The following is a 13,214-nucleotide window of genomic DNA, read 5'->3' on the forward strand; positions in this document are numbered from 1 at the left end:
AGTGCGGGTCGATTACTTCCCGATAATCTTCTGCTCGAGCGCCGCTCTGACGATGAGATCGGTTGTTTGGCGAATATGGCCGACAGCGGCTTCGATAAGACCATCGGCGTCTCGCGCGAGTGCGAGCTTTACGATCCGTTGATGTTCGCCCGGCACGTTGCGACGCGGTCCGACATATGAGGAAAGAATGCGATACCGCTCGGACTGCTCGTACAACTGGTTGTGGAGGGCGATCAGGCGGGGACTCTCGCAGCCGCTCACCAGTGATGCATGAAAGGCAGCATGGATTTTCAGCCAATCAGCGGCGCCCGTCTCTTGAGGCGTCGCGGGCGACGGCGTGACGGTCAAACGATGGGCCGCCGCAACAAGATTTGCCTCCCATGCGACATCACCCCTCTCGACTGACCGCCGCAATGCGATCGTCTCGATCTCGCATCTTACATCGGTCAAATCTTCGAGATCGTTGATCGAAAGCGGCGCTACGACAAACCCGCGTTGGTCTCGCGAAACGACAAGTTGCTCTGGCACGAGCCTGGAGAGCGCTTCACGAACAGCGCCCGGGCTGACCTTCAGCTCTGATGCCAGTTCCTGTATCTTCAGCTTCTGGCCCGGCGAGTGGCGCCCGGCGATGATGTCTCCGCGCACGGTCGTGTAGACCCAGCTAGCCTGACTTTTCGGCTGGTCGTCGATCCGATCGATCTGGTGTACGTCGATCAAGTTGATCCCTCTTTTCTTGATTGGTCTGCCATATGAGTCATGAGGAGGCTAGACCAGAGGTGCCAAGCCCGGGCCCCTTCCGGAACGTTAGGGTCAGCACCAGTCCGGCCATCAGCGAGCTTGCAGCGAATATGACCGACACTGTTCCGCGTTCTGCACCCGTCGCGAAGAGCCACCCAGCGAGCAAGGGCGCAACGGCACTCGCGACGCGACCCCAGCCCATGACGAAGCCAACGCCGGTTGCACGAACCGATGAATCGAAAGACTGCGCGAGCGTGAAGTAGAAACCGGAAACGCCTGCATAGAGGAACAAGCCAAGCACCGCTGCCGCGCCGAGCAGTGCTCCCCAATTTGCCGGAACCATGCCGAAGACCAGAAGCGCACTAGCAAGCCCGACGGTGCAACCGACCGTCAACATGAGTGCGGAATAACGAGCCGCCAGCCAACCAAGCGCTATGCCGCCGATAACGCCGACGACGCTGGCCGTCGCAGATGCTATGCTGCCATCAGATGGATTGAAACCCGCGTCAGCGACCATTTGCGGGAGCCAGCTTAGGACGTAATACGCAGCGGCGGCATAAAGAACATTGGCGACCGCGAGCGCTACAGTCGTTGTGAGGCGGTCCGCCGTAAACAATGCCCTATACCCGATCGTCGATCGCAGCGCGCGTGGCGGCAATGCGATGCAGCGCGGCTTTTTGCAGCGATCCAGCACCGAATTGAGGCGATCGAGAGCGTTCGACGGCTGTCGTTGAGCGAGAAACATTGGCGATTCCGGCAGGATCAGCAATGCGACCGGAATGAGAAGGACGGCGACGACGAAGCCGACGATGAAAATTGACTCCCAGCCCATCGAGCGGAGGAGTACGGCAGACAACACGCCGCCCAGAACACCGCCAATGGGGTAGCCCATTGCCATCAAGGCGATCGCGAGTGACCGACGTCTCGCATTGGAAAACTCGGCTGCGAGCGGATTGATAACCGTTACGCACGTGCCGATGCCGAGGCCTGTAACGACGCGCCAAAAGGCTAACCACGGGACGGAAGTGGCTAGCGCGGCCATCAACATGCCCACAGCCATCAAGGCGAGACTGATCAAGACAAGCAATCGCCGCCCCGTCTTGTCAGCGAGCGGTCCGAGCAAGAACGATCCCGCAGCCATGCCGAACAGGCCCGCAGACAGCACCACCCCGAGCGCATCCAGTCCCAAATCCCACTGCTTCAAGATTGCGGGAGCGGCAAAGGTTACCGACAGCACATCATAGCCATCGAGCGCTGAGAGCACTGCGGTAAGCACGACAACACGAATCTGCGTCGGCGACATCGGCGACGCATCGAACACCCGTTGGAGAGAAGTTGCCTCGGGCATCGTCACAGGACCGCGTCAAGCTCCCGTCCGAGCACACGGTCGAAGACGTTGATCCAGACATCACCGCGCCATGCGACGGTCTGGTCCGGCCTGATCAGCGCCATCTTGGACTGATAGAGGGCCGTGACCGGAACACCCTTGGGTTGGACGACTTCCAGCGGCACGCCCGCGTTTTGGGCATCAGTAACGGCGGTGGCGATTTCTACCTTGGGCACATCCTCGGAGGCAAGCAGCGTGAGTCCCGAACCGAAGAGATCGTAGAGCGAGCGCCCGTCGTCAAGCCAGGCGTGCGGCGCGAGGCACCCTGGATAGGCGCTCGGCACGTAGTTGGAATTATCATGCGCGGGCGCCGGTCCGGCTTCACGCACGATCACGGGCGAATATTCGTAGCAAAGGCCGAGTACGGTCCCAAGCGTATGGAATTCGCGGCCTTTCGATGCCTGAATTCCGGCACCGACTTTCTGACGGATCGAGGCGCCGGTGTCGCTATTGTCCTCGATAGCGGCAAACATGTTCGGTTGGAGCGCGATCTGATAATTGGCCAGCGCCTCGTCGATCACCGTTCGGTGCACCGGTCGCCGCTCTGCTTCATAACTGGCCAGCAGAGTCTCGCCGCCCCATCCTTCGATGTTAGCGGCGAGCTTCCAGCCAAGGTCTACCGCGTCGCCGACGCCCATGTTCATGCCATAGCCGCCGAACGGGGGATGGAGGTGACAGGCGTCGCCCGCCAGGAAAATCCGGCGATCACGGTAACGATCAGCCATCAGCTCGCTCCCCGCCCAATAATCCTTGCTGAGGATCTTATAAGGCAGGTCGATGCCCGTGTGGTCGCGGATCAATGCCGCTGCCTGGTCGTCGCTGAGTTGCACCCCCTCTTCAACCGAGCCGAGCGCGAAGAACCACACGTCGTCGACATCCATCGGCCCGATCGCACTGAATCCGCGAGGTCCAAGCTGCCAGTAAACCACAGCTGGCGGCTGCCGATGCGCATCGGCCATTCCCGGCGCACGAAAGATGATGTTATAGTGTCGTGAAAGAGCGTATCGCCCGACCATCTTTGCGCCGATGGCGTCACGGACGACGCTGCGACTCCCGTCCGCACCCACGAGATACTCGGCGCGCAGCGCGTAAGGAGTTCCTGCTTCGTCCTCGATTGTGACGATGACATCGTCAGCCCCTTGTTCGGCACCTTTGAAGGTTTGACCCATGCACAACTCGACACTCGGCAGGGTCTGCGCATGCTCTCTCAGTATGCGTTCCAGCGTATATTGCGGGATCCACTGGGCGTGCTCGGGATATGCGGTGTTGCGCGTCGGCGCAGCGTTGAAAGCGTCCTCGAAAGTGGCCAGCGGATACCCAACAAGGCTGGTCACGAAGCGCATGTCGTTGGGGAAGTCGATGCCGAAGGGAGAGGCTTGAGCAAGCCGATCGGCAAGCCCCCAGCGACGAAGTAGCGATCGCGTGCGCACATTCGTCGTCTTTGCGCGTGGCGCAGCCCCGCCACGCACCTCTCGTTCGATAACGACAACAGGAATGCCCCTGCTGCCCAACTCGATAGCAAGCGACAGACCGACAGGCCCGGCGCCCACGATGAGGACCTTTAACTCAGCTTTAGTTTCGTGCGGCAATTACCTCTCCTTCGTCGCACGATGTGCGCTCTCCAGCTTTTTTCAAACTCAAAATATATAAACATCAAGCGCGTCGCATGGCCGCGAATGCCCGATCACTTCAGGGTGCCGCGTCTACGCGCAATCCGGTCGCGCAAAATGTTGAGATCAGCCGCCGAGTAGTAATATCCGGCGCGCACAACCCCGGCGATGCTTCGGAGATTGCCTACGCTGTCGAGCGGATTGGCATCGAGCAGAACAAGGTCGGCATCATATCCGTCCGCCACCAGTCCCATCGACTTGGTACGACCGAGGAAAATGGCGGGGTTGGTAGTTGTCATCTGCAGCACCTTAAGTGGCGAGATGCCTGCGCGTGCGAGCTCGACAAATTCCAGCTGCAGCGTCATGCCAGGGGACGCCAGCCCCCCGAAATCGGTCCCCGCCATCATCGGCACACCTGCGTCCGAAAAGAGCTTCGTCAACGCCAGATTACGCGCGTAGGCCGAACGAAGGGTGGCGAGCATTGGGGCGGGCAGACCCTTGAAGCGTTCCAAAACCCCGCGCCAACGATCAATGTTCTCCTGCGGCATGTACCGCAGAGACGGATCGACCTGATAGGCGGGATCGTCGGCAAGCTGCTGCGTGCGAAGCCTGACCAGGGTGGGGACTTGCCAGCTATTGTTTCTGCGGAACTGCTCGGCGAGCGCGCGACAACGGCTCGCGTCATATGAATCTAAAGCGCGCTGGAGCCGGGCGATGTCGTCAGGACTGGCGAAGGCTGCGGGATTCACCCCGATCGTCCTGAAACGCCAGGCCACGATCGCCTCTAGAAACGGGATATGAAAGGGAGGTGCCTTGATCGCAGGATGGGCTGCCGCTTCGGCAAACAGTGCTTCTCTGTTCTTGGAACAGGCGATCCAGATCGGTGCGCCGGGTCCCAGGTGCTCAATGGAGCGGAAGCCTTCGCGTGAAGCACGTACCGGATCGACCCCGACCTGCAGGTGCCCGACGGCGGGCAGGCCGACCTTCTTTGCCTCCGCAAGCGCGGCCCAGAAAACATCGGGTGGGACGAGCCCGATTTTGATGAAGTCCGCGCCCTCCGCCTTCTGTTTGTTCACTTCTGCCCGTGCGGCCTCGGGTGATCCGGCATTAAACGGAGTGAGAACCGCCCCGGGCATAGCAAGCAATTGCGGGGCTAGGCGCGTCAGTGGCAATCGGTTCTCGCGCCGTTCCTGCAGCAGCGAGTCCGACCCGGACATCTGCCGAAAACCTGTGACACCTTCGGCGAGCATCAGCGCCAGGTCGCCGGACGGATCATCGGCATCGACCGAATGGTGATGCATATCGTTGAAGCCCGGGACGATAAACTTCCCGCGACCGTCAATGCGCTGAACCTTCGGATCGATTGAAAGCGTGTCTGCTTTCGCCACACGCGTGATCCGGCCTGCCGTCATTTCGACCGTCATCTCGGGATGAAGAGTGCCATCACGAGGGTCAACGACTATCACGCCGTCAATGCGAAGACGTCCGGCGATGAGCATTTTCGTGACCGGGCGCTGGGGCGTGGATGGCCAGACAAGCGCGGTCATGATCGCGATCAGGCAGATCACGCCAACCAGCAGCAGGACACGCGTCTTGCGGGATCTGAACACTAGCCCTCCTCATATATATCGTATTAAAATATATATTGTGCTCGAAAAACTAATATGGCAAGAGCGCACTTCGGCGACGCTAATGGCAGCAGGCTAAATGCGCCCGGCAAGAGGCGCACGAGAAGGGGAAGACATGAGAGGTTCCATGAAAATCAAGTTGGCTGCGAGCACCTCAATGTTGCTTCTTGCGACGTCGGCATTTGCTCAGACTGCTGATACGCAGACCAGTGGCGATACCGCCGGCGTGGGCGACATCGTCGTCACAGCGCAACGCCGCAGCGAGAGTCTCCAGAAGGTGCCTCTGTCCGTAAATGCAGTGACCGCAGATACGCTCAGCGCACGCAACATAAATGGCCTCGACCAGCTCCCCCTGGTCGCGCCCAGCTTGCAGGTTGGGCTTCTCGGAAATTACTCGATCCGCGGCGTGGGCACGCTGGCAAATTCGAGTTCTGTCGATTCCAGTGTTGCTGTCGCCATTGATGAGGTCAATCTTGGCCAGCCCGGCTTGGCAGTCAATCTGTTCAACGATGTTCAGCGCGTCGAGGTGCTGAACGGCCCGCAGGGCCTGCTGTTCGGACGGAACTCCTCCGCCGGCCTCATGAACATCGTCACAGCTAAGCCCGAGCTTGGCCGTACCGAAAACATTTTCAATGTCGAAGGTGGATCGCGGGACAAACCCGGCGCGCCCGGCAGCGCCCGATATGTCATCGCGCGTGAGACGATCAATGTGCCGCTCGGCAAGTCGACCGCCCTGCGGGTCAACGGCTTCTATTCGTACGCGGAGCCGGTGACGACGCTGACGAAGATCAGTTCCCAGCGGCAAGATGAAAACCAGCGTCAATATGGCGTGCGCGGTAAGTTGCTGAGCGACCTCTCCGACCGTCTTTCGCTCTATGTTATCGGCGAATATGCGGAATCGCATGGCGGCAATTCAACGAACGCTTTCACCTCGGTAGGTCCGGCGGCAGGGTCGCTCATCCGGCCCGTTCTGGTCACGGATGGGATCACCGCGGCCGCCGATAACTTTCTGGTGTCCGGTACGGGTGCCTATTACCGGGACCGCCTGAACGTCGGCTTACAGGGGACGCTCAGCTACGATCTCGGGGAGGGCTGGAACATCAGCAATATTGCCGCGTGGAAGCGTTTCAAGGACACCACCCGTTTCGATATCGACCAGACGTCTGCCAATATTCTGGATACAAACCTGGTGGATACCAACTACACCCAGTTCTCGAATGAACTTCGCCTGACCCTACCGAACGGCAAGCGGCTTGGCGGCCAGGTTGGCCTGTATTATTTCGATGCGCAGAGCGTTCGGGGCCTGCTCACGTCTGGCAATTTCAACGTGCCAGCGGTCGCACAGCCAAATGCCCCATTCTGCGTCGGTGTTGGCCTCGTCACGCCCGGCTGCACGACGCGCAACCTGTTTTTTATCGGGCGCGACATCAATTACGTGCTCGACAACAAGAGCTATGCGGCATTTGGGCAGTTGACCTACGAGCTCACCGACGGGCTGCAGCTGATTGCCGGCGGGCGCGTAACCCGCGACGAACTCCACATCGTGCAATCGCAGGGGCAGAACAATTACTTCCGCTCGCTGAGCGTCCGTGCGACGTTCGACCAGTCATCCGCCAATACCGACTTCAGCTACAAGGTGGGGGCACAATACCAGGCGACGCCGAACATCATGGCCTATGCCACCTATGGCCGCGGCTATAAGGGACCCGGCGCGAACGATGCCGGCGCCACGGTTACCGCGAACCTTATCGTGCAGCCGGAGACTTCGAGTACCTTCGAGGCGGGCCTCAAGTCGAGCTTTTTGGACCGTCGTCTGATCGTCAACGTTGCGCTGTTCCATAGCAAGTTCAAGAACTTCCAGACCCAGTCGTTCAACGCGGCTGTCACAGCGTTTGTCATCCAAAATGCTGCGGCTCTCACTAGCCAAGGTGGCGAGCTAACCATTATCGCAAACCCATTTCGTGGACTGACGATCAACGCAAATGCGTCTTACATTGACTCCAAGTTCGACTCATTCCCGGGCGCCCAATGTTATCCGGGGCAGCCGACAACGGGCTGCTCCACCACGGGCTCATTCGACGCCTCTGGCTTCAAGACCCCTACGACGCCGCAATTTACGTCTACTTTCCAGGCCAGGTATGAAACGGATATCGGCGGTGGTGCATCTGCGTTCATCGACGGCAACTGGTATCATCGCTCGTCCATCAACTATAACATTAACGCAGCTCCAGGTTCGGCTGTTGGACCACTGGACATCTTCGGCGCAAGCGTCGGCCTAAAGGTCGAAGGCATGCAGTTCTCGGTATTCTGCAAGAACTGCACGAACAAGAAGTACCCTCTCTTCATCGCAGCCGATCCGATCGACGCAACGGTCAACAACGCGACATTCGAGTCGTCATTTGGGCCCGACTCGGTACGGACGATTGGGCTGGCAGGTACCTTCCGCTTCTGACCAACGTAAAAGGGGGAATGGGGCGCTGGCGGCATTCGTGTCGTCAGCGTCCCCTTTTTTTGCCAAACGGCGATAATCCTGAAGTTTGCCTAAAAAGTGCCTGCGGGCCAAGAGCGCGGCGCTGCGGTCAGAGATTTGAAGACCTCAATTTCTGCCTGGTCATGCGGCGCGTGGTTCGTCCCAAAGAGATCGTGAAACCATAGCTTTGGCTCCGGAAGCGGGTCGCCGGGAAGGATCACATTCCCTGCTTTGCGTTCTGCCGCAAGGTTACGGATCTTGCCGTTCACGTAGCGGCTCGACCAATGCCAGTTGGTTTCAGATTTTCCGGTTACGAAACCCCAATTTATCGCGCCGACATTCTGTGTCTTCAAATAGGGCAGCACATATTTGGGAATGTTGGTTCCATCGAAGCGCCTGTGCCATTCGGCGTCACTGAACAGCGACAGCATGTCTTTGGGGATATCGGCGAGTGTCGACCGGTTCAGCCACTCGGTCACAAGGACCGGCCTTCCCTCCGCTGACCAAGACTCAACCGCCTTTTGCACCTCTGTAAAAGCGTCGTAGACGTGGATCGAGTAGATATCGCTATTAGCGGCGTTAATCGCAGAGTTTGTCTCTCCGATGCCGCCGAGGCTGGTAGACGTAATTGGCTGCGATGGGTTGACCGCGCGCGCCCAAACCCAAGAGTCGTGGACCAATTGCTTCGACCGATCGCCAATTTGAGCAAGGATCAGCTTGCCGGAAGCGTCATATTCCCCATTGCCGCGCCCCGGCTCGTTATAAAGCTCCCAATAAAGCACGCGCCGGTCGTTAGCAAAGCGCCCGATGGTTCGCTGGACGTATCTTTTGAGCGCCGCCACTTCTTGCGCCGACGCCTCACCACGTGCGTATCGCTCTGCAAGCTCTCGGGCCGGCGCATTGACCCAGGCGGAATTGTGAAACGCGGGCACCGGCAGGGGCTGAGGACCCAATTTTGCATAGGGATAATGGCAGTCGTCGAATAAAACGAACGACGGTCGGATTCCGCATTGCTTGGCCATCGCAAGGAAGCGGTCCATGCGACGGTAAAGCCCCTGCTCGTCGTCTTCCCAAACCAACGGATGGAGGAACACGCGCATGGTATTATATCCGATCGACTGCGCCAGTTTGAGCTCGCGCCCGATCGTGCGGGGATCCCAAGTCGACGCCTGCCACATGTCGATCGTGTTGATTTTGTTCGAAGGCAGATAGTTCGCGCCGACCAGCCACGGCAATTGGGCGTACCACGCCTTTACCTTGTCGATCGGCCATCGTCCGGCGACCGGAGAAACCGGCGCGACGGCTTCAGTGGCTAAGGCTGGCCCGAGCGGCAAGGACAGCGGTACGGCGAGGGCTAGTGCCTTGAGGATATCCCTCCGTATCATGCGCGCCTCCTTCTGATGGTCAGTGCTTGCCTACCCAAGGCCGCGGCTTGTCACCTATCGCCTTGAGCAGCTTCTTTGCGCGCGTGAAGGTCATCTCGTCGCTGCGGCGTACGTTGCGGATCGCCTTCCAAAGGAAAGCGGGCGTTAGCTTCGGCGCTTCAAAGTCGGAAGGCACTGGCGGACCCCATTGGTACAGTCCCCCCGTCGTCAACGGCGTTACGTCTGCTGGGTGGTTCGCAGTGAACATATCGCTGTCTGCAAAATGCTCGATCTTGTCCCCCCAAGGATCGCGCCAATAGTCAAAAATCTGGCTGCCAAGGAGATGCCGACCCACGCCCCAGGCGTGCTTCCAGCCGTTGGACAACAGGTGCTCTTGGCCCATCGCAATGTCGTCGAGATCCATGCATTCAAAAGCACTGTGGCTGTATTGGTTGGCGACATTCTGAACCAGCACCACCGTGTGGTGATCCGCTGGCGTATCCCCTCGGTCGCAGCGCATGAAGACCAATGCCGGATCGCTGTCGCCAATTGTCTGCACGTCGGTCGGCAACAACCCGAAATTGTCCATGTACCAGCGGACGCACCTAAAGAAGTCGACGACAGACAGCACCGCATGACCGAGGCGCAGCACGGTAGCTGCACCAAGCGGAGGGCGTTGCATGGCGTTCACCCGACTTCTCGGGAGTTCGAGGTTCTGGACAAGCGAATGACGAGGAGCGGGAGTCTCATGCCGAGGGCCCTGCACCACCCGCACCGGGAAACCGGCAGGATCAGTCAGCCGCACTTGTTTGCCTTCGCCCCAACCGCAAGCCTGCTCCACGGCTGAGGCGCCCGGTAGCGTCGCTACGCGGTCGAGTTCTTCCAGCGTGCGAACGACCAGTCCAATCCCGCGAAAGCAGGGCGTGTCCGTTCGGCGAAGGATGTAACAAGGCCCGTAGCCAGACAAACCGCTCAAGAAAGCAGTGTCCGCATCACGACAATCAAGGGTTAAACCAAAATCGTTGAGGAAGGACAATGCCTTGTCCAAATCTGGGCGGCCGAATTCTACACTGGCGATATCCCACACCTTGACCAGTGGATTGCTGCTTGGGCGCATGCGGGGGTCGAGCACCGACGCTTCCGCCTGATCTAAACTGATCTCAAGCATTGTCGTCTCCATCCTCTCCGCAACGTCTGATCGTGGCCGCAGAAGACACCGAATGTCAATCTTGCAACATTTTATGATAAAAAATATATTATTCTTGGACCAGATGGTTGTCGGTGATAAGTAGTCGGCGGGACATTGGGCCCGACGTGCATCAGCGCGCGGTCTTAACCGGAGTCGAGAATTGCAAGGATCGGATGCGGGCACGAAGGGCACCCCTCGCCCGTTTGCCAATAACGCTGAACTGGACCGCCGAACGCTAATCGGGATGCCTCTCGCGGCAGCGATGATGGCCGTCCCCTTGCCGACCAGTGCTGCTGTTCCGCACCGCGCATTTCCCAAGGGGTTCCTGTGGGGCGCGTCCATGGCTGGTCATCAAGTGGAGGGAAACGACGTCAACTCCGACTATTGGGTGCTGGAATCCGTGAAACCTACGGTCTTTGCCGAACCGGTCGGCGACGCCTGCGACTTTTATCACCGTTACGCCGACGACGCTGCGCTAACCGCTCAGCTCGGCTTGAACTGCCTCCGTTTTAGTCTCGAATGGTCCCGGATTGAGCCAGAGCCAGGGAATTTTTCCATTGCCGAACTCGACCATTACGCCCGCGTGCTCGAGGCAGTCCGCAGTCATGGTCTCGCACCGTTCGTCACCTTCAGCCACTTTACTGTCCCACGCTGGTTTGCTGCACGTGGCGGCTTCGAGGAGCGCGACGCACCGCAGTTCTTCGCCCGGTTCGTGGAGAAAGTCACACGCCACTTGGGGCATTTCATACACACCGCGGCAACGTTCAACGAGCCCAACCTCATCAACACGGTCTTTTGGCGTAAAGATCTGCGCGCCGAACTTCCAACCATCGACCCGATGGTTGCGGCGGCGGCAAAGGCGTCGGGCTCGGACCGCTTCGTGAGCTATCTGCTGGGGGACGAGACGAAAATGCAACCGGTCCTGAAGCAGGCGCATTTCGAAGCAATGCGCGCTGCCAAAGCAGAGTGTCCGAATCTGCCGATCGGTGTGACTTTGGCGATGCAGGATGATCAGGCGCCTGCCGAGTTGCTTAACGCGCGCCGCCGGGCCTGTTACGACGGCTGGCTGGAAGTAGCCGACAAGTCTGACTTCCTAGGAATCCAGGTCTACACTCGCGGACAAGTCGGGCCGCAAGGCGAGCTGCCGCCGCCGCTAGGCGCGGAGCGCACGCAGATGGGTTACGAATTCTATCCTCAGGCGCTGGGGCCTGTGGTTCGCTACGCAGCGTCCAAAGTCCGCAAACCCATCTTTATCACTGAGAACGGCGTCGGCACGGAGGATGACGCGCGGCGCATCGTTTATATCGACAGCGCGCTTCGTGCGCTTCGCGACTGCCTGAATGATGGAATTGACGTCCGCGGCTATCTACACTGGTCGCTGCTGGACAACTACGAGTGGCTGTATGGCTACCGCCCGAAATTTGGACTCGTTGCGGTCGACCGAACTACTTTCGTTCGGACCCCAAAGCCAAGTGCATTCCATCTCGGCGCCATTGCCCGCCGCAACGCGCTGTAGGGCAATCCTTTTGCATGGCTGCGCCTGGGACAGAAATAACAAAGGAAAAGAGGATGAAGATGTTACTGAAGGCGCTTTTCCCGCTTGTGGTCATCTGCCTGTCGCTTGCTGCCGCACCTGCTTCCGCGGGCGAGGCGCGAAAATCGATATTTGGAAAACTTCTGGATGGTCGCGTCGTGGTGGCGGTAACGCTTACCAATTTGCGCGGCGTGTCTGCCAACGTCATCGCTTACGGCGCAAGTTTGCAGTCATTGGTGATGCCGGATCGAAAAGGCAGGAAAGCCGACGTTGCACTGGGCTATGACAATATCGGCGACTATCTCTCTAAGCCGCAATATTTTGGCGCGACTGTCGGCAGGTTCGCCAATCGCCTCGCCGCAGGCCGCTTCAGCCTAGACGGGCAATCCTTTCAGACCCCGATCAACAACGGCAAGAATGCACTGCACGGCGGCACCATCGGCTTCGACAAGGTTTTATGGGACGTCGTATCCGTGAAGAGCGGCCCAGTCTCATTGGTAACGCTGCGCTACGTCAGTCCGAACGATGACCAGGGCTACCCTGGAACGATGACTGTCAATGCAACCTATTCGCTCGACGAGCGCAACAATCTGACGATCGACTATACAGCAACTACCGACCATACGACGATCGCCAACATTACCAACCATGCTTATTGGAATCTGTCCGGTGAAGGTTCTTCGAATGGCGCAATGGGTTTAATCGTCACAATCCCGGCCAACACTTATTTGCCCACCGACGACGGGGCGATCCCTTACGGAGAGGCTAGGTCCGTTGCAGGCACCCCCTTCGATTTCCGTACCCCTCGCGCTGTGGGCGACCGAGTCCGCGACGTGCGTGAAAAGCAGATCGGCTGGGCACGTGGCTACGACCACAACTGGGTGATTGGACGGAAAGTTACGCCCGAGCAGCACCTGATGGCCAAAGTTTACGACCCGACCTCAGGGCGTGGCTTTGAGTTGTGGTCGAACCAGCCGGGGCTACAGTTTTATTCGGGCAACTTCCTCGATGGTACGACCAGCGGCAAAGCAAAGAAGGTCTACCGCGAAGGTGATGCCATCGTGTTGGAACCACAGATATTCCCCGATTCTCCCAATCAGATTGGATATCCAAACGCCCGGCTCGAACCTGGTCAGACCTACCACAACTCCATAACCTACCGTCTGACTACCCTGCGCTGATCCGTCGAACGTCCGCTGAGGCCACCCGCCTCGCCGAATCCTGCCAACCAGCAACCAGCCGCATTCTGTTCGTAGCGCGTGGCAATCGTGGATGTGAATGAACGGCAGCTGCC

9 protein-coding genes are annotated in these 13,214 nt (G+C 59.0%); 3 read left to right on the plus strand and 6 right to left on the minus strand.

Features of this window, described 5'->3' with window-relative positions; genetic code table 11:
- Positions 1-12: 12 nt before the first annotated feature.
- The 4 genes from M0209_RS06385 to M0209_RS06400 all read right to left on the minus strand — a co-directional run bounded on the left by M0209_RS06385 (position 13) and on the right by M0209_RS06400 (position 5,345).
- The gene (locus tag M0209_RS06385) at positions 13-717 is read right to left on the minus strand and encodes a GntR family transcriptional regulator (RefSeq protein WP_258887455.1); all 705 of its coding nucleotides are present in this window, start codon (positions 715-717) and stop codon (positions 13-15) included.
- A gap of 37 nt (positions 718-754) precedes the next feature.
- On the minus strand, positions 755-2,086 hold the full coding sequence (locus tag M0209_RS06390; RefSeq protein ID WP_258887456.1) for an MFS transporter: 1,332 nt from the start codon (positions 2,084-2,086) through the stop codon (positions 755-757).
- A 2-nt stretch (positions 2,087-2,088) separates the two neighbouring features.
- Positions 2,089-3,714, minus strand: a complete 1,626-nt coding sequence (locus tag M0209_RS06395; RefSeq protein ID WP_258887457.1) for an FAD-dependent monooxygenase — start codon at positions 3,712-3,714, stop codon at positions 2,089-2,091.
- Positions 3,715-3,809: 95 nt separating this feature from the next.
- Positions 3,810-5,345, minus strand: a complete 1,536-nt coding sequence (locus M0209_RS06400) for an amidohydrolase family protein (RefSeq protein ID WP_258887458.1) — start codon at positions 5,343-5,345, stop codon at positions 3,810-3,812.
- 145 nt (positions 5,346-5,490) lie between these two features.
- Between M0209_RS06400 and M0209_RS06405 the strand changes: the two genes are divergently transcribed.
- A complete protein-coding gene (locus M0209_RS06405; RefSeq protein WP_258887459.1) occupies positions 5,491-7,815 on the plus strand; it encodes a TonB-dependent receptor in 2,325 nt (774 codons plus the stop codon).
- A gap of 89 nt (positions 7,816-7,904) precedes the next feature.
- Here M0209_RS06405 and M0209_RS06410 read toward each other — a convergent pair whose 3' ends face one another.
- Both M0209_RS06410 and M0209_RS06415 read right to left on the minus strand, forming a co-directional pair.
- Positions 7,905-9,218: a hypothetical protein gene (locus M0209_RS06410; protein WP_258887460.1), complete on the minus strand. Its 1,314-nt coding sequence runs from the start codon at positions 9,216-9,218 to the stop codon at positions 7,905-7,907.
- Between the two features lie 19 nt (positions 9,219-9,237).
- A complete protein-coding gene (locus M0209_RS06415; RefSeq protein WP_258887461.1) occupies positions 9,238-10,365 on the minus strand; it encodes a VOC family protein in 1,128 nt (375 codons plus the stop codon).
- A gap of 283 nt (positions 10,366-10,648) precedes the next feature.
- Here M0209_RS06415 and M0209_RS06420 point away from each other — a divergent pair, with 283 nt between their 5' ends.
- Together M0209_RS06420 and M0209_RS06425 are read left to right on the plus strand one after the other, a co-directional pair.
- On the plus strand, positions 10,649-11,902 hold the full coding sequence (locus M0209_RS06420; RefSeq protein WP_258887462.1) for a glycoside hydrolase family 1 protein: 1,254 nt from the start codon (positions 10,649-10,651) through the stop codon (positions 11,900-11,902).
- A gap of 53 nt (positions 11,903-11,955) precedes the next feature.
- Positions 11,956-13,101, plus strand: coding sequence for an aldose epimerase family protein (locus M0209_RS06425; protein WP_258887463.1), 1,146 nt, complete (start codon positions 11,956-11,958; stop codon positions 13,099-13,101).
- Positions 13,102-13,214 lie beyond the last annotated feature (113 nt).

Origin of the sequence: Sphingomonas sp. SUN039 (genome assembly GCF_024758725.1) — a bacterium.
Classification (GTDB): Bacteria; Pseudomonadota; Alphaproteobacteria; order Sphingomonadales; family Sphingomonadaceae; genus Sphingomonas_O.